22 protein-coding genes and 1 pseudogene are annotated in these 20314 nt (G+C 73.7%); 15 read left to right on the top strand and 8 right to left on the bottom strand.

Going from position 1 to position 20314, the window contains the following annotated elements; translation table 11 throughout:
* Positions 1–95: 95 nt before the first annotated feature.
* Complete coding sequence (locus ACIPSC_RS29065) at positions 96–698, bottom strand: carbonic anhydrase (protein ID WP_400829449.1); 603 nt, start codon at positions 696–698, stop codon at positions 96–98.
* A 431-nt stretch (positions 699–1129) separates the two neighbouring features.
* Here ACIPSC_RS29065 and ACIPSC_RS29060 point away from each other — a divergent pair.
* Positions 1130–1270 (top strand): annotated as a pseudogene (locus ACIPSC_RS29060) (VOC family protein); the annotation flags it as partial.
* A 302-nt stretch (positions 1271–1572) separates the two neighbouring features.
* On the opposite strand, the gene ACIPSC_RS29055 reads toward ACIPSC_RS29060, so the two are convergent.
* Entirely contained in the window at positions 1573–2361 is a 789-nt protein-coding gene (locus tag ACIPSC_RS29055; RefSeq protein WP_400829447.1) for an SDR family NAD(P)-dependent oxidoreductase, read from the bottom strand.
* 119 nt (positions 2362–2480) lie between these two features.
* On the opposite strand from ACIPSC_RS29055, the gene ACIPSC_RS29050 reads away from it, so the two are divergent.
* The 6 genes from ACIPSC_RS29050 (at position 2481) to ACIPSC_RS29025 (ending at position 6630) form a co-directional block, all read left to right on the top strand.
* On the top strand, positions 2481–3089 hold the full coding sequence (locus ACIPSC_RS29050) for a TetR/AcrR family transcriptional regulator (RefSeq protein WP_400829445.1): 609 nt from the start codon (positions 2481–2483) through the stop codon (positions 3087–3089).
* A 28-nt stretch (positions 3090–3117) separates the two neighbouring features.
* On the top strand, positions 3118–3504 hold the full coding sequence (locus ACIPSC_RS29045; RefSeq protein ID WP_400829776.1) for a Uma2 family endonuclease: 387 nt from the start codon (positions 3118–3120) through the stop codon (positions 3502–3504).
* 168 nt (positions 3505–3672) lie between these two features.
* Positions 3673–4119: an archease gene (locus tag ACIPSC_RS29040; protein ID WP_400829443.1), complete on the top strand. Its 447-nt coding sequence runs from the start codon at positions 3673–3675 to the stop codon at positions 4117–4119.
* 64 nt (positions 4120–4183) lie between these two features.
* Positions 4184–5167, top strand: a complete 984-nt coding sequence (locus ACIPSC_RS29035; RefSeq protein WP_400829441.1) for a CapA family protein — start codon at positions 4184–4186, stop codon at positions 5165–5167.
* Between the two features lie 34 nt (positions 5168–5201).
* On the top strand, positions 5202–5825 hold the full coding sequence (locus tag ACIPSC_RS29030) for an RtcB family protein (RefSeq protein WP_400829439.1): 624 nt from the start codon (positions 5202–5204) through the stop codon (positions 5823–5825).
* Position 5826: 1 nt separating this feature from the next.
* Complete coding sequence (locus ACIPSC_RS29025; protein WP_400829437.1) at positions 5827–6630, top strand: RtcB family protein; 804 nt, start codon at positions 5827–5829, stop codon at positions 6628–6630.
* Positions 6631–6685: 55 nt separating this feature from the next.
* On the opposite strand, the gene ACIPSC_RS29020 is transcribed toward ACIPSC_RS29025, so the two are convergent.
* Both ACIPSC_RS29020 and ACIPSC_RS29015 read right to left on the bottom strand, forming a co-directional pair.
* Complete coding sequence (locus ACIPSC_RS29020) at positions 6686–7999, bottom strand: NAD(P)-binding domain-containing protein (RefSeq protein ID WP_400829435.1); 1314 nt, start codon at positions 7997–7999, stop codon at positions 6686–6688.
* A gap of 150 nt (positions 8000–8149) precedes the next feature.
* Positions 8150–8920, bottom strand: a complete 771-nt coding sequence (locus tag ACIPSC_RS29015) for a GNAT family N-acetyltransferase (RefSeq protein ID WP_400829433.1) — start codon at positions 8918–8920, stop codon at positions 8150–8152.
* A gap of 152 nt (positions 8921–9072) precedes the next feature.
* Here ACIPSC_RS29015 and ACIPSC_RS29010 point away from each other — a divergent pair, with 152 nt between their 5' ends.
* On the top strand, positions 9073–9957 hold the full coding sequence (locus tag ACIPSC_RS29010; RefSeq protein WP_400829431.1) for a TIGR04222 domain-containing membrane protein: 885 nt from the start codon (positions 9073–9075) through the stop codon (positions 9955–9957).
* Here the strand turns inward: ACIPSC_RS29010 and ACIPSC_RS29005 are convergent.
* Positions 9863–10555 carry a hypothetical protein gene (locus ACIPSC_RS29005; RefSeq protein WP_400829429.1) on the bottom strand — a complete coding sequence of 231 codons (693 nt, stop codon included), beginning with the start codon at positions 10553–10555 and terminating at the stop codon, positions 9863–9865. The two genes, ACIPSC_RS29010 and ACIPSC_RS29005, sit on opposite strands and share 95 nt — an antisense overlap.
* A gap of 355 nt (positions 10556–10910) precedes the next feature.
* On the opposite strand from ACIPSC_RS29005, the gene ACIPSC_RS29000 reads away from it, so the two are divergent.
* Both ACIPSC_RS29000 and ACIPSC_RS28995 read left to right on the top strand, forming a co-directional pair.
* Positions 10911–11096, top strand: coding sequence for a hypothetical protein (locus tag ACIPSC_RS29000; protein ID WP_400829427.1), 186 nt, complete (start codon positions 10911–10913; stop codon positions 11094–11096).
* The gene (locus tag ACIPSC_RS28995) at positions 11081–11287 is read left to right on the top strand and encodes a DUF397 domain-containing protein (protein WP_400829425.1); all 207 of its coding nucleotides are present in this window, start codon (positions 11081–11083) and stop codon (positions 11285–11287) included. The genes ACIPSC_RS29000 and ACIPSC_RS28995 overlap by 16 nt, the downstream gene beginning before the upstream one ends.
* 89 nt (positions 11288–11376) lie before the next feature.
* Here ACIPSC_RS28995 and ACIPSC_RS28990 read toward each other — a convergent pair whose 3' ends face one another.
* A complete protein-coding gene (locus ACIPSC_RS28990; RefSeq protein WP_400829423.1) occupies positions 11377–12408 on the bottom strand; it encodes a medium chain dehydrogenase/reductase family protein in 1032 nt (343 codons plus the stop codon).
* 130 nt (positions 12409–12538) lie between these two features.
* On the opposite strand from ACIPSC_RS28990, the gene ACIPSC_RS28985 reads away from it, so the two are divergent.
* Positions 12539–13195 carry a TetR/AcrR family transcriptional regulator gene (locus ACIPSC_RS28985; RefSeq protein WP_400829421.1) on the top strand — a complete coding sequence of 219 codons (657 nt, stop codon included), beginning with the start codon at positions 12539–12541 and terminating at the stop codon, positions 13193–13195.
* 203 nt (positions 13196–13398) lie between these two features.
* On the opposite strand, the gene ACIPSC_RS28980 is transcribed toward ACIPSC_RS28985, so the two are convergent.
* Positions 13399–14067: a hypothetical protein gene (locus tag ACIPSC_RS28980; protein ID WP_400829419.1), complete on the bottom strand. Its 669-nt coding sequence runs from the start codon at positions 14065–14067 to the stop codon at positions 13399–13401.
* Between the two features lie 593 nt (positions 14068–14660).
* On the opposite strand from ACIPSC_RS28980, the gene ACIPSC_RS28975 reads away from it, so the two are divergent.
* On the top strand, positions 14661–15038 hold the full coding sequence (locus tag ACIPSC_RS28975; protein ID WP_400829417.1) for a beta/gamma crystallin domain-containing protein: 378 nt from the start codon (positions 14661–14663) through the stop codon (positions 15036–15038).
* A gap of 131 nt (positions 15039–15169) precedes the next feature.
* Here the strand turns inward: ACIPSC_RS28975 and ACIPSC_RS28970 are convergent, their stop codons facing one another.
* Positions 15170–16612, bottom strand: coding sequence for a hypothetical protein (locus ACIPSC_RS28970; protein ID WP_400829415.1), 1443 nt, complete (start codon positions 16610–16612; stop codon positions 15170–15172).
* Positions 16613–16816: 204 nt separating this feature from the next.
* On the opposite strand from ACIPSC_RS28970, the gene ACIPSC_RS28965 reads away from it, so the two are divergent.
* Genes ACIPSC_RS28965 through ACIPSC_RS28955 form a run of 3 tightly spaced genes read left to right on the top strand, consistent with a single transcriptional unit; the run spans position 16817 to position 20311 of the window.
* On the top strand, positions 16817–17128 hold the full coding sequence (locus tag ACIPSC_RS28965; protein WP_400829413.1) for a trypco2 family protein: 312 nt from the start codon (positions 16817–16819) through the stop codon (positions 17126–17128).
* Position 17129: 1 nt separating this feature from the next.
* A complete protein-coding gene (locus ACIPSC_RS28960) occupies positions 17130–19313 on the top strand; it encodes a trypsin-like serine protease (protein ID WP_400829411.1) in 2184 nt (727 codons plus the stop codon).
* The gene (locus tag ACIPSC_RS28955) at positions 19313–20311 is read left to right on the top strand and encodes an AAA family ATPase (RefSeq protein ID WP_400829409.1); all 999 of its coding nucleotides are present in this window, start codon (positions 19313–19315) and stop codon (positions 20309–20311) included. The genes ACIPSC_RS28960 and ACIPSC_RS28955 overlap by 1 nt, the downstream gene beginning before the upstream one ends.
* Positions 20312–20314: the final 3 nt, after the last annotated feature.

Genomic DNA, 20314 nt, shown 5'->3' with positions numbered 1-20314 from the left:
GGAGCGGGCGGTCGGGTCGTGGTGCGGGCGGGCGGCCGGAGGCCGCTCGGAGCGGGGCGGAGCGCCCACGCCCGGAGCGGCAGGAGGGTGCCCGCTCAGAGCGGGAGGAAGAGGCCGGAGTCGGCCCGGTGCGCCAGCACCAGCCCGGTGTGGATCTCGTAGAACCAGCCGTGGAGTCTGACCCGGCCGTCGGTCAGCCGGCGGGCGATGCCGGGGTAGCCGCGGAGCCGTTCGAGCTGCGCCAGCACGTGCCGCTGCACCGGCCCGGCGACGGTCGGGTCGAAGACGTCCGTCTCGTCGGTGCGGAGCTCTCCGGGGTCCGCGTTGCGCAGCCAGGCGCGGACGGCGGGCGCGGTGCTGAGGTCGTCGCCGCGGACGACGGCCCCGACGGCCCCGCAGTGCGAGTGGCCGCAGACGACGACGTCGCGCACTCCGAGGACGTCGACGGCGTACTCGATCGTGGCGGTCTCGCCGGAGGCGGCGTCCGCGCGGTACGCCGGGACGATGTTGCCGGCGGTGCGGAGTTCGAAGAGGTCGCCGGGGTCGGCCCCGGTGATCAGGCTGGGCACCACCCGGGAGTCCGAGCAGGTGATGAAGAGCGCCTGCGGCGACTGGCCGGCGGCGAGGCCGGTGAGCTCGCGTCCGGCGAGGCCGGCGCGCTGCGGGAAGGCGCGGGCGCGGTCGATCAACGGTTCCATGAGGGCGTGCCTCCTTCTGCCCCCTCGCCGTGGTCGGCCGGGGCGGGCGGTCGGGTTGGGCAGGGGACCGTCAGAACAGGCCGTCGGTCCGGGGCGTGGGCCGCGGCGGTCGGGCACGGCGGATCCGCGCGCCGCCTGACCGTCGGTAACCCCCCGGTGACCTGATGCTGCGTCAAGAGTCAGTAAAACACGGGTATGGGGCAGGCAAAAGCCGAGCCTGGGAGGAATCTGTGCCGGTCCGGTTAACATCCTGTTACCGCATCGTGCTGGTGTGTTGCACCGGGATGCGTGTTCGACGGGACGGGGTGCTCTGCCGCCTGCCGGCAGCCGCCGAGGGGGTCGACGGCGGCGGCCCGCGAGGACTGTCCCCTCGTCAGGAGGGGTGCACCACAACCGGAATCGAGCCGAAGAGCCGCTGTCGGGGTGGCTCGATGTCATCGCCCAGGCAGTTCCAGGTCACCTTCGACTGTGCGGCGCCCGGGCGCCTCGCCCGGTTCCGGTGCGAGGTGTTGGGGTACGTCGCACCGCCGCCGCCGGAGGGGTTCGCCGCGTGGGAGGACTTCGACCACGCGGTGCAACGAGTTCTGTCTCGACTGAGCACCCTTCGCGGAGGGTGCGGGCGGAGGGGCGCGGGCCCCAGGGCTCGGGTCGCGGACCTCGGCGCGGCGGACCGGCGGGGGAAAGGGGCCTGGCCGCGCTCGGGGGTTCGCGGCCAGGCCTCCTGCTTCCAGCATGCGGTCGGGCGGCCGACCGGTCCACCGGATCGCGCCCGTCGGGGGACGCGGCGGCCCCGGGCGGGGCGAAACGGGATCGCCGCCCGGGGCCTGGGTCGGTGTGTCGCTGTGTTGCGGTGTGCGGAGGGGCGGGGGTCGGATCAGGCCTTCAGGAGGCGACCCGAGACCGCCAGCGTGACGCGGCGCGGGGTCAGGCTGCTGGCGATCGTCGAGATCCGGTTGCCGAGGCCCGCGACGACGCTGGGCGGGGTCTTGCCGCGCTCCAGGGCGCGCCGGGTGGCCGTGACGACCTGCTCGGCCGTGGCCATCCGGCCCACGGCGGCGTTCATGCTGCCCGCGACGTCGAAGAACTCGGTCCGGGTCGCTCCGGGCGAGACGGCCAGAACGCGCAGCGCCGAGGCGCGGGTCTCGTAGGCGACGGCCTCGGTGAAGCTGAGCACGAAGGCCTTGCTCGCCCCGTAGACCGCCATCGCGGGGGTCGGCTGGTAGGCGGCGGCGCTCGCCACGGTGACCAGGGCGCCCCGGCCGTCGGTCGCCATCTCCGGGAGGAAGGCGCGGGTCAGCTCGGCGACGGCCGTGATGTTGAGCTGGATCATCTGGTTGATCTGCGCCGGGTCCTGCTCGGCGAACGGGCCGTAGTGGCCGAAACCGGCATTGTTGATCAGCGTGTGGACGGTGATCCCGCGGGCGTCGAGCTCCGCGCGCAGCCCGGTGCTCGCGCCGGGCAGGGCGAGGTCGGCGGCGACGGCGGTGGCGCGCACGCCGTAGCGGTTCTCCAGCTGCTCGGCCAGCTCCTCCAGGCGGTCGAGCCGCCGGGCGACCAGCACCACGTCGGCGCCCCGCTCGGCCCACTGGTGGGCGAACTCGACGCCGAGGCCGGCACTGGCGCCGGTGATCAGGGCCACAGTGCCCCGGTAGGTCATAGGCATGATCGGCTGCTCCACTTCCACGAGACTGTTCCGAGCGGTCTGCTACGGGCTGCTCCGCCATCAATGTAGGCAGTGCCATCATTGTAGTCAACGACAACATTGGGAGAAGGGAGACCGCCTTGGCCGAGGGGTCCTACCATCACGGCAATCTCCGGACCGCCCTGCTCGAACGCGCGGAGGCCGTCCTCGCCGAGTCGGGCGCCGACGGACTGTCCCTGCGGAGCCTGGCCCGCGACCTCGGCGTGAGCCACGCGGCCCCGTCGCGCCACTTCCGGGACCGCCAGGCCCTGCTGGACGCGCTCGCCGTCAGCGGCTTCGCCACCCTCAACGGAGCCATGCGTGCCGCGGCCGCGGCCCCCGACCGCCCGGTCACGGCACGCCTGGCCGAACTCGGCCGCGCCTACCTCGGCTTCGCCGTCCGGCACGCGGCCCTGCTCGACCTGATGTTCACCGCCAAGCACGCCGAGGACTCCAGCCCCGAGCTGCGCGAACTCGGCCACGACTGCCTGGAGATCGTCGCCCGGCTGATCACGGAGGCGCAGCAGGCCGGAGTCGTCCGCGAGGGAGACCCCGTCCGCCTGGCCCTGGTCGCCTTCTCGGCCACCCACGGCCTCGCCATGCTGGCCGTCGGCTCGCTCCTCGACGACACCCCGCTCGCCGACGCCACCGACCTCACCCTGGACGTCCTCCTGGCCGGGCTGCGCCCCGACCCGGCCGCCACGCCCTGACCGGAGAGCCGGACGGCTTGGCCGGAGCCTGAGCCCCCGTCACCGACGCGCCCCCCGTACCGCCCGCCGCCCACTACGATCGGCCCGGGAGGTGCAGGGGCGATGGCCGGACGCGACTACGAGAACGACCCGGACGCACCGAAGGCGAACAGCCTGGTGCCGGCGGCGGACGCTCCTGGTGGTGGAGGTCGGCTCGCCCTCGAACACGGAGACGGACAGGGTGGTCAAGCGTCGCCGGTACGGCCAGTACGGGGCTCCGCTCTACCTCCTGGTGGACCGTCAGAACCGCTCCTGCGCGCTCTTCAGCGAGCCGACCCGCCTCGGCTACGCGGCCGAGGACGGACCCCACCCCTTCGGTGTGCCGGTCCGGCTGCCCGCCCCGTTCGACCTGGAGCTCGACACCGGGCGCCTCTAGGTTCCGACGCCGCGTCGTCACTCACCGTCGGTGGCGGTCGCGCCGGGTGAGCGCCCCGGGGTCGGGGGGTTGCCTGCGGGGGAGTGCGGGTCGAGGCTGGAGGGGTGGGACGGCCCGCGCGGTGCAGTCGGGCGGGCCGGGCAGGAGACCTGACGGGAGTCGTCGCCGGTGAGCGGGCGGCAGCAGCAACCCAGTGGCCACCGGACCGCGGCGCACACGGCGGACCTGCGCGTCGAGGCGTGGTCGCCTACGGCCGAGGGGTGCATCCGGGAGGTGGTGCGCGCCGCGGTCGAGGCCTTCGCCGACACCTCCGCGGCCCGGGCGACCGGCGAGTACGCGTGCACGGTCACCGCCGAGACCGACGAGGACCTGGTGGTGTCCGTCCTGGAGGAGGTCGTCTACCGGATGGACGTGGCCGGGGAGATCCCGCTCGACACGGAGTTGGGACCGATCCGGGATGTCGACGGCCGCCGAGCGCTGGCGGTCCGGTTCCGGATGGCGGACGCCGGCACCGCCGAGCCGGTCGGCGCGGTGCCCAAGGCCGTGTCGCTGCACGACCTCCACCTGCGCGCCGGCCCGGCCGGCTGGACCTGCCGGGTGACGCTCGACGTCTGAGCCACGACGAGCCGGCCCACGTCGAACGCGCCCACGACGTACGAACCGGAAGCGGATCGGGAGGATGGCACTCACCCTGGCACTGGCCGGCGACACGATGCTCGGACGCTCCGTCGCGGTCGAGCTGCGCCGCTCGCCGACGCCGCAGACCCTGCTGGCCCCCGAGGTGCGGGAGGCCCTGGCCCGGGCCGACCTCGTCCTGCTCAACCTGGAGTGCTGCGTCTCCGCCCGCGGGGCCCGCTGGCCGAGCCCGTTCAAGGCGTTCTTCTTCCGCGCCCCGCCCGCGGCGGCCGACGTCCTGGCGGAGCTCGGGGTGGACTGCGTGACCCTGGCCAACAACCACGCCCTGGACTACGGCTACGACGCGCTCGCCGACACCCGCACCCTGCTGGAGCAGGCCGGCGTGCAGGCGGTCGGCGCGGGCCGGGACGCCACGGCGGCCCGCGAGCCCGCCGTCCTGGAATCCGGCGGGGTGCGGCTCGCGGTGGTCGCCGCCACGGACCACCCGAAGGACTACGCGGCCGCCGCGGACCGCCCCGGCGCGGCCTTCGCCGACCTCCGGCGCCACGTGCCGGACTGGCTCACCGACCGTGTCGCCGGCGCCGCCCGGGAGGCCGACGCCGTGCTGGTCACCGTCCACTGGGGCCCGAACATGACCACCCGCCCGCCGGCCCACGTCCGCCGGGCGGCTCCGGAGCTGCTGGCGGCGGGCGCGACGCTGATCGCCGGCCACTCCGCCCACGTCTTCCACGGGGTCGCCGACCGGGTGCTGTACGACCTGGGCGACTTCGTCGACGACTACGCCGTCGACCCGGTGCTGCGCAACGACCTCGGCCTGCTGTTCCTGGTGACCCTGGACGGGCCGGACAGCGCGCACCTCGCGCCGGTCGGGCTGGAGGCGGTGCCGCTGTTCCTGGACTTCTGCCACACCCGGCTCGCGCGCGGCGAGGAACGGGAGTGGATCCGCGAGCGGTTCACCGCCGCCTGCGCCGAGTTCGGCACGGAGGTGGGCGAGCGGGCCGGGCGGCTCACGATCGACTGGAGCTGACGGAGCTGACGGAGCTGACGGAGAGGAGAGGAAGATGGAGATCACGCTGGTCCAGGAGAGTCCCTACCGCTTCCGCATCGAGCGGCGGGAGCCGATGCACGTGCCGGGCGTGGTGTTCGCGTCCCGGGAGCTGCTGCCGCAGGCCGCGGGCGACAAGGCGCTGGAGCAGGTGGCGAACGTCGCGACCCTGCCCGGCATCGTCCGGGCCTCCTTCGCCATGCCGGACGTCCACTGGGGCTACGGCTTCCCGATCGGCGGCGTGGCCGCCACGGACGCCGACGACGGCGGGGTGGTCTCACCCGGCGGCGTGGGCTTCGACATCTCCTGCGGCGTCCGGCTGCTCGCCGCCGGCATCGACCGCGCGGAGCTCGGCCACCACCGGCTGCGGCGCCTGATGGACATCCTCGACCGCACCACCCCGCGCGGGATGGGCGGCGGCGGACTGTGGAAGCTGGCGGGCACCGAGGAGTTGGACGACCTGCTGGTCGGCGGCGCCCGCTACGCCGTCGAGCACGGCCACGGCGTGCCGCGCGACCTGGACCGCTGTGAGGACCACGGCGTCCTGGTGGGAGCCGCCCCGGGACAGGTCAGCAGCCGGGCCGTGGAGCGCGGCCTCCACCAGGTCGGCAGCCTGGGCAGCGGCAACCACTTCCTTTGAGGTGCAGGCCGTCGACCACGTCCACGACCCCGCCACGGCGGCCGCGTTCGGGCTGCACACCGGCCAGGTCTGCGTCATGATCCACTGCGGCTCGCGCGGCCTCGGCCACCAGGTCTGCACCGACCACGTCCGCGCCATGGACCGGGCCCTGCACCGCTACCGGATCTCCGTCCCCGACCGCCAGCTCGCCTGCACGCCCGTCGACTCCCCGGCCGGGCGGGACTACCTCGGCGCGATGGCCGCCGCCGCGAACTACGGCCGGGCGAACCGGCAGCTGCTCTCCGAGGCCGCCCGCCGGGCGTTCGCCGACGCCGCCGAGGCGGGCCTGTCGCTCGTCTACGACATCTCCCACAACATGGCCAAGATCGAGACCCACGAGATCGACGGGGAGCCGCGCCGGCTCTGCGTCCACCGCAAGGGCGCCACCCGGGCCCTGCCGCCGGGTGACCCGGAGCTGCCGCCGGACCTCGCCGCGGCCGGCCAGCCGGTGCTGGTCCCCGGCACGATGGGGACCGTCTCGTACGTGATGGTCGGCCTGCCGGACAACGGCGCCTTCCACTCCGCGTGCCACGGCGCCGGGCGGGTCTGGAGCCGCCACCACGCGCTGAAGATGGTCCGCGGCGAACGGCTGCGCGACGACCTGGAGGCGCACGGCATCGCTGTTCGCCCGTCCTCCTGGCGGGGGCTGGCGGAGGAGGCGCCCGAGGCGTACAAGGACGTCGACGCGGTCGCCCTCGCCACCGAGGGCGCCGGCCTCGCCCGGCCGGTCGCCCGGCTGGTGCCGCTGGGGGTCGTCAAGGGGTGAGCGGGCGCGGCGGGGTCGGCGGACCCGTCCGGCCCGGTGCCCCCGGTCGCCACCGCTACCCGGCCCGCCGGGGGCGCCGGGCGGCGGTGGCGATCCGTTCCGCGACCACCGCCGCGTCCTCGGCGACCCCCAGGAAGGTGGCGGACTTCCTGGTCCGCTGCCAGGGGACGCCCATGAAGTGCAGCCCAGGCACCACGGTGCTGGAGCCGTCCCGCTGGAGCGGGAAGCCCACCCCGTCGAAGGCGCCCGGGAAGCCCGTCCAGCTCGCGAAGTCGGGGCGGTAGCCCGAGGTGAACAGCACCGTCCCGACGCCGGCCAGGTCGAGTTCGGTGACCGGATCGGCCCGGAACGGCGCCGGTTCCGGCAGCCGGGGGACGTGCCGGCCGGCGCCGGCCAGGCAGGTGGTGATCAGCGTGCGGATGTCGCTCCACCGGGCGTCCGCGAAGGCGACGGAGGCGGGGAGGTCGTCGGCGAAGTGTGCGACGCCGTCCCGCGCCCCGAGGAAGTGCCCGGCCAGGGTGACGCCGAGCGCCTGCAGCGTCCGGTAGTTGAGGTCGTGACCGCCGTCCCGGCCGCTGCACTGCGGGTTGGCCAGCAGCCGCATGCTCCGGTCGGGCAGGTCGGAGAGCCGGGCGGCGAAGAACGGCGTCTCCACCAGCCACGCGACGATGTCCCGCTCCTCGACCCGGCGCGGTATCCACGGCGCCCGCCCGCAGGCCAGGTGGACGCGCCGGCCGGCCTCGGCCAGCTCCTCGGCGATCTGGCAGCCGCTCTGCCCGCTGCCGACCACGAGGACCCCGCCGGGCGGCAGCCGGTCGGGGCGGACGTACTCCTCGGCGTCGATGACGTGGGCCGATGCGGGGAGCGTCGTCCAGGAGGGCGGGCGGTAGGGCCGCTGGTACCCGCCGGAGGCGAGGACGAGCTGCCGCGCCCGGACCGGGCCGGCCGAGGTGGCGAGCCGGAACCCGCCGCCGGTGCTCGGGCCGCCGTCGGCCCGGGTGACCTCCACGCCTTCGCGCACCGGCGCCCGGAACCCCGCCGCGTAGTCGGCGAGATGGCCCACGATCGCGTCCCGGGGCAGGAATCCGTCCGGGTCGTCGCCGGCGTACGGGGAGCCCGGGAGGCGCATTGTCCAGTTGGGGATCACCAGGCAGAAGCTGTCCCAGCGGTGGCGCCAGCTCTGGCCGACGCGGCCGCGCTCCAGGACGACGTGCTCGACGCCGGCCGCGGCGAGCTCGTGGCTGAGCGCGAGCCCGGCCTGGCCGGCGCCCACGATCACCACGTCGTGTTCCTCGGGGCGGGTGCCGCTCTCCTCGCCGCGGGGTGCCGCGGTCAGGCTCGGGGCGGTGGTTCGGCTCGGGGTGTCCATGGCGGTTCCGGTGGTCCGGTCCGCGGCAGGCCGCGGACCTGTCGTGACCCCTCCGATTCTTCCCGGCCCGGGTACCCGACGCCACCCGGCCCCTTGGGGGCTGCGGCGGGCGCTGCGCCCGGTCGCCGCTGCGCCCGCCCACTGCTGCCGTCAGCCGCCGACGGACAGCTCGTAGTAGCGTCCGACCGTCGCGAAGCCGAGCGACGTGTAGAGCGCGACCGCGGCGTCGTTGTCCGCCCTGACGTTGAGGGCGACCTCGTCGACCGTGTCCAGGAGCCGTCGGCAGAGCTCCGCGACCACGGCCCTGCCGATGCCCTGCCCCCGGACCCGCGGGTGCGTCGTGATGTTGCCCAGGGCGGCGATCCGCTGTGTGGGCGACCACACGTGCACGCCCGCGACCGCCACCAGCTCCCCCTTGTCCCGGACGCCGACGTACTGGCCGGTGTCGAGCATGCGCGGGTCGAACCAGTTGCCCGGGTAGGCCGTCTCGTACAGCGCCAGCAGCTCGGGCAGGTCGGCACGGGTCAGCAGTTCGCCGCGCGCGTCCTGGCGCAGCAGCCGCGCCCGGTCGGTGAGCGCCATCTTGAGGTGAAGCCCGCGCGACTCCGCGCCGAGCCCGGCGACCAGCAGGTCCTCCGCCCCCTCGGTGATGTGTGCGTAGAAGCGCCGGGGCAGCAGGCCGGTCAGGCCGTCGAGCAACTCCCGCAGCGCGCCCACCGCTTCGGGGCGCTCGAACGCGAGCACCGTCGGCGGGCCGCTCGCGCCGTGGTAGACCAGCGCGATGCTGTCACCGAGGCGGTACCAGCCCGTCCAGGGCCAGAAGAAGTCGTCGAGGTCGCCCAACTCGTAGGCGTGCAACGCGGGATCGCGGCGCAGCAGGTCGGCGAGCTCGGCGCGGTCGTGAACGGCGGTGGGTATCACCCGGTTGATCATAGTGCGGCCCTTCCGCCCGCCCGCCGCCCGCCAAGTCGGCCGTGGCGGTGCCGGGCTGGGCCGGCCGGAGCGGTGCCTGGGTACTGTGACGGATGCCGGTGCGGCGGGCGTACCGGGGGCGCGAGGGGTGGTGGGGAGCCGTGGGCGGGCGCGGACCCCGGTCGGCGGGGAGCGGAGCGGCGGGAGCGGGACGGCCGGACGACGGGCGGCCGGACGGGACGCGGCCGGACGGCGGGCCGGCGGACGAGGAGCTGTCGCTGTACGAGCTGGCCTACCTGGTGGGCGGCGGGTACCGGGTCGCCGAGACCGCCTTGGTGCGGATGATCCGCACCAACCGACTGGAGATGAACCGGGAGGGGATGCTGCGGGTCATCCGCCCCCGCCCCTACGACGACGTGGAGGCCGTCCTGTTGGCGGCGATCGGCCCGTCCGGTACCGCGTGGCTAGGCGCCCCGCGCGCCGCGCTCGGCCCGAGCGCGCCGGCCCGGGAGCTGGAGGCGCGGCTGCGCCGCCGGGGGTTGCTGGTCGGCGGCACCGGTGCGACGGGCGCGACGGGTGCCCTCCGGAGGGACGAGCTGCTCGTGGGGCTGGCCGCCCCGGTGCTGCTGGCCGTCACGATCGTCGTCGGCCGGGCAGCCGCGGCCGTCCCGGCTGTCGACCCGGGGCTGGCCATGATCCTCGGCATGCTGGCGGCGATCGCGGTGGCCGCCCCGGTGTTCCGGGGCCGCGGGCGGCGGCAGGCCCAACGCGAGGAGCGTGACCGGTACCAGCGGCCCGCCGACCGGGCCCGGCCCCTGCTCGACGCCCTGGAGTCCGGGGCGGCCGTCCCGCCGGGCTGGCAGATGGCCGACGACGCCATGACCGCGGACGGCCTGACGCCGTGGGGCACCGTGGCCGTCGGCGGCGTCGAGGCGCTGGGGATGGACCGGCTCACCGTCGCGTTCCACGGCAGGCGGGCGCTGCGGGACCGGCCGCCCCGGGGCGCGGGTGAGTCCGCCGGCGCCTCCGCCAGTAGGCGGCGGTGACGGCGGCGAGCAGCGGGCCCCAGAGCAGCAGCGGCGCGTAGCACACCACCAGGACGACGGCGCGCCAGTCGTGCGTGAACAGCGGGACTCCCGCGTCCAGCGGCTGCCCCACGAGCGTGCGCCCGCCGGCCAGCATCACCGCGCTGTAGAGCGGCACGACCGTCAGGACCACGGCCCCGAGGCCGGCCGGCACGACGGCGGCCGCGAGCGGCACCCGGCGGCCCCGTAGGCCGGGGATCCACCGCGGAAACACCTCGCCCCACGGGGCGACCAGCCCGACCGCGGCGAACGCCAGCACCTCGGAGACCACCGACAGCAGCACCACGTACAGCTCGATCGGCAGCCAGCCGAGGTTCCCGGACTCCTGCGCCCCGCCACCGTCGAGCGGGGCGTGGAAGGTGCACGTCGCGATCCGCCAGACGCTGGAGGGCAGGACGGTGAACGGGACGGCGAAGGCGGCGATCCGCGCCCACCGGGGCGCCCCGGGCACGACGGCGTGGGCGGCGGCCCAGGCGGCGCGCAGCCCCCGGGGCGGGCGTGCGGGCGGGAGCGTGGGCGGGCGTGCGGGCGGCAGCGGCAGGCCGGCGGCGAGGGTCATGGTGGCTCTCCAGCGGTGGTGGTGCGGGCCGCGGCGGGTATCGGCCCGGCCCGCTACTGAAGATCGCACTCGCAGGCCCGCACCCACCTCGTCCGGCGGACCGAACCGCCTCCCCCGCGCGGGGGGCCTCACCCGGAGTCGGCTTCCCGCTCATGCAGGAGCCCCTTCCGCAGGAGGTCGGTGACGCGGAGGATCTGGGCGGTCCGGGCGGAGCCGAGGTCGATGAGGTAGGCGCCGGTCAACCGCCCGTAGTCCCAGTCGACTTCGACGGAGGGGAGAGTGGCTCCCCGAGGGCGAGGACGGCGACCAGGTCCTCGACGGCGAGGGCGGCCTCGCGGCGCTGCTCGGCGGTACCATGCCTGACCGCAAGCTGCTCGGATACTCCGAGAATGAACACCGTGGGTTCCTCGATCGCGAGGCTGAAGCCGTCCTCCCGCTGGTCAAGGGCTACGATCGGCTTCAGATCGAGGCCATGAACCAGGCCGACTCGATGGCGACGATCCGCTCGGTACGGAGGGATTTTGAATGGACGTCGATCTGACTGAAGCGCGTTGGAGGAAGAGCTCCCACAGCGGGGGCGGCGGTGCGTGCGTCGAGGTGGCGGACGGATTCGCGGGCGTGATGCCGGTCCGTGACTCGAAGGACCCCGACGGTCCTGCGCTCGTCATCCCCGCCGCATCCTGGCATTCCTTCGTCGCGGCCGTCCGCGCCGGCGAGTTCGGCACGGTCTGACCTTCCACCGGCCCCTGACCGCTCCGCCGCCTTGAGGCCCGGTGGCGGAGCGGCGTACGTCCTGTGGCGGCGCGCCGTTCCCGCCGGCGTCACGCGGTGAGGATGATCTTGCCGGACACGGTGCCGGACTCCGCCAGGCGCAGGGCCTCGGCGGCCTGGGTGAGGGGGAGCCGGGCGGCGATGGGGGCGGTGATGTCGCCGCGGCGCAGGGCGGCGAACACCTCGGTGAGGTCCGCGTCGAGCCGGGCGCGGAAGCGGTCCTTGGCGAGGGCGCGGCCGGCCCAGATGTTGTAGAACGAGGCGCTGCGCCCGTTGGGCAGGGTGTTCCAGAGCCAGGTACGGGCGAGGATCTTCAGCACCGGCCACTGCTTGGACCCGGTGTCGTCGCGGGTGGAGGCGCTGCCGTAGGCGACGAGCGAGCCGCCGGGGCCGAGCAGGTGCCAGGAGTCGACGACGCTGCGCCCGCCGACGTGGTCGAAGACGGCGTCGACGCCACCGGGGGCGAGCTCCCGCACCTGGGCCGCGACGTTCCCGGCGCGGTAGTCGACGGGGATCACGTCGAGCTCGCGCAGCGCGTCGTGGTGGCGGGCGGACGCCGTGCCGATCACGGTCGCGCCCGCCGCCCGGGCGAGCTGGGCGAGGATGGAGCCCACCCCGCCGCTCGCGCCGTGCACCAGGACGGTCTGCCCGGCCTGCACCCGGGCCCGGCGGTGCAGCATCTGCCAGGCGGTGATGCCGTTGACCACGACGGTCTCCGCCTCGGCCGCGGTGAGGCCTTCGGGGACCTCCACCGCGTCCGCGGCGTCCAGCACCACGTGGCTCGACCAGCCGCCGACCTTCACCAGTGCGGCCACCCGCCGGCCGGTCAGGCCCGCGTCGACGCCCTCGCCGGTGGCGAGCACCCGGCCCACCAGGTCGTAGCCGGGGACGAACGGGAAGGGCGGCTGGTCGTAGTACCGGCCCCGGCGCATCTGCTGCTCGGCGAACGAGACGCCGCTCGCCTCCATCGCGATCACGATCTGACCGGGGCCGGCCTGCGGCACACGTCCATGACGGATCTCCAGGCCCTCCGGCGCCACGATGCCGGGAAGTACGACCTGGACCATGCGGTCGGTCTCCATGACCGCCCCTTTCGTAGAGGTTGTTGTGTTCGTTAGAAGATATAACTCCGATCTTCGGTGAGAGTCAAGAGGAAGAGTGATAGCCTCTAACAGGAGCGTGGATGTGATGGTCGAGAGGTCTGGAGGCGCAGTGGCCGGGTCCGATGCGAAGACTCCCCGGGAGCGCTACCGCGCCCAGGTGCGGGAGGAGGTCAAGCAGCACGCGTGGGGCCAGATCGCCACCGCCGGGGCCTCGGCCCTGTCCCTGAACGCCATCGCCAAGCAGATGGGAGTGAGCGGCCCGGCCCTCTACCGGTACTTCGCCAACCGAGACGAGCTGATCACCGAGCTCGTCCGCGACGCCTACCGCAGCCTCGCCGACACCTTCCAGGCCCGAGCGCAGGCCGGTGCCGACCTGGCCGACCTGGCGCACGCCCTGCGCCGCTGGGCCCTCGACGACCCCCAGCGGTATCTCCTGGTCTACGGCACCCCCGTGCCCGGCTACCAGGCTCCGTCGGACACCACGCAGATCGCCTCCGAGATGATGGCGGTCCTGCTCGATGCCTCGGCTGCGATCGAGGCGCCGGCGACTGATGCCGCCGCGACAGCTCTCGACGAGCATCTCGCCGACCACCGCGCCTGGGCCGGCGAACACCCGGCTCCGGCGCCGGCGCTCCGCCGCGCCCTGGCCTTCTGGACGCGCCTGCACGGCGTGCTGTCACTGGAACTCGCCGGCCACTTCACGGGCATGGGCTTCGACCCGGCCCGGCTCTACGCCGCCGAGGTCGACGGCCTCACCGGCCGCTGACCGGCCGCCTGGCAGGCCGGGGCGTTTCGAAGTCCAGGTGATCTTGGAGTTTGGCGGCACTCAACACAGGGGCGGAGGGTGCAGAGCGCGCGGAGATGCCCGCGGCCCGCCTGCCGGCCGGCTGTGATGCCTGCAGATGGCGGACCATTGCCCAGCTGCGGGTTTCTGGCGAAGCGGCGAGTGTGTTGTGGGCGCCGGTGTCTCTAGAAGGCAACCGCAGACAGGTCAGCGGCTACTTCGACCGCCTGGTAGCCGTAGGTGTCGGCGGAGTCAACCCGCAGCATGAGACAGAACCGATCGAGCGATGCGACTGTTCTCGACAGACGCCGGTAGTCGCGTTTGAGGAGGTACACCGCCGCCTGGTTCGCGGTCGACGACTGCCCCATGATGACCAGGACCGGCTGCGTGGACTGCGGAGGGGTGAACTTCGCGACCAGAGCATGGTCTCTCCGCCCCTGATCGTGCAGGAACCGACGCTCTCCGACCGTGAAGTCGCCATCCGGGTTGACCTGAACGCCCGGCAGGTGCGAGGCCACGTACTCGACGTTGCGCTGGTTCGACCCCAGTCCGCCGATGCTGAGCTCGGTGCGCTCCCCGTTGAGTTCACGCGCGTCAGCCGCGACAAGGGAGAACGGACACCCGGCTTCCTCGGCGAGCATCGCGAGCTCGATGATCGCGTACACGTCGCTGTGGTCGGTGACAGCGGGCATCTGCCAGTGACTGTTCAGGATGATGACGCACGGCACGCCAGGACGCAGGCCGAGGAACGCCTGCTTCTGATGCAGGAGGCGGGCACTGCTCGCCCGTTTCCAGATCCATACGGAGCCGCCGCTGACGACGCTCGTGACAAGCCCGATCACGATGTTCAGCACTGCATCCGACACGAACGCCCCCCAAGCCTCGCCGTGATGGCACGATCAGAGCTTCGGCAGCTCAGCCTACTGATCGACTGCCCGGCGCGGCGGGCGAAGGGCGGTATGTACCGGTCGGGGCGGTTGGCAGGCCCCTTGCCGGCACAACGAGGCCGCATCCGCGCCGCAGCACACACTGGCCCGGCTCGGCGAACGGGCCGTCGGGGCCATGGGCGCGCGCGTGGGGGCTGTTGGTCGAACGGGAGCCTCGATCGGGTTCAGGGTGCGAGGTGTTGGGCGAGATGATCCTCGCGAACCGCGGCGTTCCGATCCTGTGGGCTGTCGGTCGAACGGGAGTCCCGTTCTGGGCGGTGGCCAGGCCGCTGCTGCCGGTGCCGGGCTGGCTGCGCCGCCCCGGGCCCGGCGTTCCCGGAATTGGCGCAGGAATGCATTTCTGGAACGGGAGATTCCTCCTCTCTGTACGGTCCATCGGTGTACGAAGTTGGCTGAGAATGCTCTCTCACCAAGCCTGTCATGAACGCATAGATTTGGGGCTGCCCCGCGAAGCAGTGGGGTCCGGGATTCCGGTTTGACTACGTAGTAAGGGAGAGCAAATGAACCTGTCCATGCGCCGTTCCCTCGGCGTCGCCGCCGCTGCCGCGGCCGCGTTGGTCGCCACGACCGCGCCCGCCCTGGCCGCGACCACCACGGCCGAGAGCGTGACGATCAACCGTACGGACTGCAACCGGAACGACTACCTCGAAATCCACAACAATGGCGGCCGCGAGACCCTCTGCTTCGCGAACGCCGGCGAGGTTCCCGTCGCCATCTACGGCGTGAACTGGATCGAGTCGGGAAACAATGCGGTGACCTTCCAGTTCCAGCGGAATCTCAATGACCCGCGGCTGGAAACCGTGACGCTCAACAAGTGGAGCCAGTGGAACCCCGGCCAGGCCTCCATCCACAAGATCATCTGGATCAAGATCTACTGAGGGTCCGAGTCGTAGCACCCACCTGAGCGGAGCGGGACGGCCGCCGCCGTCCCGCTCCGCTCGCCCGCTCCACACTGCCGCCCCGATGGGCGAGGGCCGGTGCACTGCCGGCCCTCGCCCACCGGACGGGATCAGTCGAACAACCCGTAGAGGTCCTTCGTCGGCGGGACGGTTCGGTGGGCGCCGGTCTCAGAGCCGATCGCCGCAGGTGCGGCATGGTTGCTTCCGAGGCGGGTGCTGTCGAGGAGGTTGGCGAGAGCGCTCATGTGGAGGGTTCGAACGTTGCCGTAGACGTCCCGATCCAGCCCGTGCGGCGGGGGCAGGGCTGCGGCGGCTGCGGTCCAGTCGTGGTTCTCCATGCCGTCGACGAGCGGGAGGGCGGCGGCGAAAGCGTAGGCGGCTTCGCGGTAGTGGTCGGCCCGCCGGCTCGGGTCGTCCTCCAGCGGAGTGAGGTAGTGGGTGCGGGCGGTGCCGAGGTGGTCGGCCAGGCGGATGGAGGTTTGGGCCCGGTGCCACCAGTCGCCGGCCCTGCGGGCCAACAGCAGGAGCTTCAGCGGGCTGGTATGCCGGCGATCGGCTACGGCCTCGACGATGGCGGTGAGCTGGCGGGTGCGGGTCTCGGCGTGGTCGAGGATGATCAGCAGCGGCCGGATTGCGTGCCGTACCTGCAGGAGCTCTTCCGGGGTGGCTTCGGCCCGCGGCCACAGCGCCGTCCAGTAGGCAGTGTCGAGCCAATGGGAGAGCTGGTGGGCGAGACGGGTCTTGCCCTGGCCGCCGGGCCCTTCGATCAGCTGCGCGTGGAACCCGTCCGCATGGCACCAGGCCAGCAGTTCGGCGAGGAGGTCCTCGCGGCCGCGGAACGAAACGATCTGCCGCCTGGCTTCCAGCAAGGCCTCCGGGTTGGAGATCCCGCGCCGCCGTACTGGGTCGTGGGCGGGGTCGGCGAGGTCCTGGAACTCCACCGCCTCCAGACCGTTGACCGCACCGCCGTCGTGTTCGGCGAGCGCGGCGCGGAAGGCCGGGTCGTAGTGGAGGACGTAGGCGGGCACGATGTGGAGGCGGTCGTGGTCCGAGCGGGCGACCACGCCGGTGATGACGCGGTCGCAGTGCACGGTTGCGCCCGACAACCCGGCCCAGGGCGAGAATCCTTCGGGCGCCCATCGTGGAACTGGAACCGCCGCAAAGTCCATGACGTACTGGTTGTCGACGAAGCCGGTACCGGGGTTGATCCAGCCGGCCAGTTGCATGACCTCCACCATCTGCCGGGGCCGCTGGGCCACGGCCGGGACACCCCAGGCCTCGCACTGCACGCCCGGGCGGTCGGTGACCAGCCGGCCCCACCGCACCGCCGCGCTGGGCGGGCGCCAGTGCGGGGAGTCGTCGACCAGCACGAGGGCGGCGTCGTCCTGCTCGCCGGGGGTGCCGGACCACACCACGGTTGCGTCCGCGGTGCCGGATCCACCGGGGTGGAAGACCTGCACCCGGGTACCGACCGGCCCGGTGACATGGGCCGACGACAGCACCAACCTGCCGCCGACTGCGTACCCCGACCCCAGCCCGCCCACCCCGGTCACGGCGGCAACTCGTTCCCGCTCCACCCCGGCCCCCAACCGACCCGTTCGACCTCTGCCCGGACCGCCGAGGCCCCGTGCGAGTCAAGGTCATCCGGCCATCCGGCAGTTCGGCCGTCCACGTGGCATCCGGCCGCTGGAAGACTGTAACGTGGCGGAGCGTCAGATGCCGTTCACGCAGGCGGCGCACGGCACCGGGGGAGTGGGATGGCAGGCATCGGGCTGGCCGCGGCGATCGAGGAGCTGCGGCAGGAGCTGTACCGGGCGCAGGACCTGGGCGCCGACCAGCAGTTCGGCTTCGTCGTCGACGAGGCCCAGTTGGAGCTCCTCCTCGAACTGCGCGACAGCGGGAAGGCCGACGGCAAGCTCAGCTTCGGCGTGGCCGCCGTCGGAGCCGCCGGCGAGCACGCCAGGGTCCGGACGCACAAGCTGACGCTGAAGCTCTCGATCCGTGACCGCGCCACCGGCGAGCGCCCCGAGATCAGCCACGACGAAGCCAGGTCCTGGGACGAGGAGTGAGATGGATCCGCGCAGACTGGCGCTGATCCGCAGCGGGACCGCTCAGCAGTCGCTCGGCCTCGGCTCCGGCTACCTGATCGCCCCGAGGCTCGTCCTCACCGCCCGCCACGTGGTGGTGGACCGCGGCACCGGCACCCACCGGCCGGAGATCCGCGTGCGCGTGGGACACCCCCGCGACGGCGGCATCCGCCGGGCCAGGGCGGACCGGGTGTGGACGCACCCGAGCCTGGACGTCGCCCTCCTGCTCCTCGACGAGGACATGGGCGTGCCCGGCGCCGTCCGCTGGGGCCGTCCCGTCGGCCGGGCGCCGCTGCCCTACGAGGGGCTCGGCTTCCCGCAGCTCGCCAGTGCCGACGAGGAGCGGGAGGTGGAGCACCTGCGCGGCGTGCTGCCGCCGCTGTCCTCCGGATCCCGGGACCACTACGTGCTGGACCAGGAGCCGGCGCCCGACCCCCGCAGCGACCGCAGGAAGCCCTGGGCGGGAGCCTCCGGAGCCGCCGTCTTCTGCGGCGACCACCTGGTCGGCGTCGTGATCCAGGACGACCAGTCCTACGGCACCCGCCGCCTGCGGGCCTGCCCGGCCCGCTCGTTCGTCCAGGACGGCCCCTTCGCGGCGGTCCTCGCGGAGTACGCCGACGGCTCACCGTGCCTGGCCGAGATCGGCGGCGCCCTGCCGGCCGAGCGGTCGCCGTCCGAGTACACCCGCTGGGAGGAGGAGATCGCCCAGGCTCTCTGGCGCTGGCTCGGCCGTCCGGACACCTGCGCCGCCCACACCCGGGCGCTCGCCGCACAGTTGGGCTACCCGGTCCCCGCCGACCGGCCCCCCTCCATCGGCGTCCTCATGACCCTGCTGGGAGCACACCCCCGCGCACTCGCCTCGCTCAGCGGCACCCTGGTCGACACCCTCGACAGCCAGGACGAGCGGGACCGCCTGGCCGGGCTGCTCACCAGGGCCCGGACCCTTGAGGGCGACCGCCTGCTCTCCCTCACCGAGTACGAACGCCTGCTGGACCTGCTGCGCGCCATCTGCAAGGTGCACCCCACGGTGCTTCCCCGTGCTGCGCGCGAGGCCCTGCGCTACGCGCTCCTCCCGGAGGCACTCGCCCGTCCGGGCCTGGCGGTCGACGACCTCGACGAGGTGGTCAGGGCGCTGGAGGAGATACCCGACAGCGGGCGCGCGCCGGAGGGTACGCCGCCGGTGCCGGCCCTGCTGCGGGTGGTCGAGTACGTGGCGGCCGTCCTCGGATCCGCGGACGGCGACGAGCTGCGCCGCTGGTCCACGGGCGTGGCGCACCGGACCGGCATCCACCCGACGGCCCTCAACGAGCGGCGCACCGACGCCTGCCAGTGGGCGGACCGGCCGGCCTCGCCCGTCGCGCGTGTCGTCCTGGAGCTGACCGGCGCCCCCGGTACCGCCGGGGCCCCCGATACCGCCGACGAGCGCTACCACTGCCGGATCCTGCTTGCTCGTCAGGACGGCACCCGGACCGTCCTCCACGAGCCGGAGACGGCGCCGAAGACCCCCGAGGACGTCGCCCGCTGCCTGCGGGACGCGGTGGAGTCCGCCGCCGCCGAGTCCGGCCAGGGGCCGGGCGTGCCGTGGGTGACCGTCCTCGTCGACCGGCCGGGGCTCCACCTCGCCGTCGACGAGTGGAACCCCGGAGCGCCCAACGTCATCCTCCCCGGCCGGCCGATCGGCGCCGAGTACCGCCTCACCCTGAGCTGTCCGGAGATCAGCGAGATCGCGGCCACCCGCGATCTCGACCAGCGGCGCCGCTGGGACGCCGGCCCCTCGGCCCCGCTGACGACCGACCAGGGCAACACGACCGCCGGGCAGCTCGTCCAGCTGCTGCGGACGACCCACCGCGACACCGCCCAGGTGGTCCTGCACGGTCCCCGCGAAGGGCGCACGCCGCTGCTCGAAATCTGCCTGGCGCTCGGCGTCCCCATCGTCCTCTGGGACCGCGGGGCCACCTGCTTCGAGGACGCCGCCAAGCTGCAGCGCCTCGATCCGGTCGGCCCCCTGGCGGACCTCCCCGAGCGGGTCCGCGTCTTCCGGGGCGAGACGTTCCTCCTTCCCGGGCCAGACCCGGCGCTACCCTCCCTGGTCTGGGAGGAAGGCAGCCGGTACCCGAAGCCCGAGTCGCTGCAACTGATGGACCCTCGGAAGGGAGCGCACGTCTGATGACCATCACCGAAGCCGGGGCCGCCGGCGGGTCGGAGCGGCCCGACGGGGCCTGGAGGCTGTTCCAGGGCGACGGGGCGGTCCGGGAGGTGGCGTTCCCCCCGGCCCCGCCCTGGCGCCGCTTCGCCACCACCGGTCCCTCCCCGGAGCCGGGGGAGTCGTTCGCGCCCCGGCCCTACCTCATCGGCCCCGACGAGGCCGACATCGTCAACGCGGCGCTCCACCTGCGCAGGCCGCTCCTGGTGACCGGCCACCCCGGTACTGGCAAGTCCTCGCTCGCGCACGCGATCGCCCACGAGCTCGCCCTCGGCCGAGTCCTGCACTGGCCCGTCAACAGCCGCTCCACCCTCCAGGACGCCCTCTACCAGTACGACGCCGTCGGCCGGCTGCGCGACGTCGGCCTCCGCCGCGACGCGGACGGCCGCGAGCCCGACATCGGCCAGTACGTCCGTCTGGGACCGCTGGGTAACGCCCTCGTCGCCCGGGACCGCCCCAGGGTCCTGCTCATCGACGAGCTGGACAAGGGCGACGTCGACCTGCCCAACGACCTGCTCACGGTCTTCGAGGAGGGCGAGTTCGCCATCCCGGAGCTCACCCGCCTGGCCGAGCTCGACGCCACGGTCCACGTCCAGACGGACGACCTCGACCACCCCGCGCCCGTCACGCGCGGCCGGATCCGCTGCCGGGAGTTCCCCGTCGTGGTGATCACCAGCAACGGTGAACGCGACTTCCCGCCCGCCTTCCTGCGCCGCTGCGTCCGGCTCGACCTGCCGGAGCCGGACGAGCAGCGGTTGCGCGACATCGTCGCCGCGCACCTGGGCCGCAACGCCCTGGGCGGCGTCGACGACCTGGTGGAGCAGTTCCTCAGCCGCCGTGCCCCCGGCGAACTCGCCACCGACCAGCTGCTGAACGCCGTCTTCCTGCGCCGCAGCGGCGTGGACCTCGACGCCGGCCGCCTGCTGGAGGCCGTGCTGCACCAACTCGGCGGAGCGGTCTGAGAG

The sequence above is a fragment of the Kitasatospora sp. NPDC090091 genome (genome assembly GCF_044747365.1).
Classification (GTDB): Bacteria; Actinomycetota; Actinomycetes; order Streptomycetales; family Streptomycetaceae; genus Kitasatospora.
Note: the sequence above shows the minus strand (reverse complement) of the source record. Positions and strands in the feature narration are given on the sequence as shown.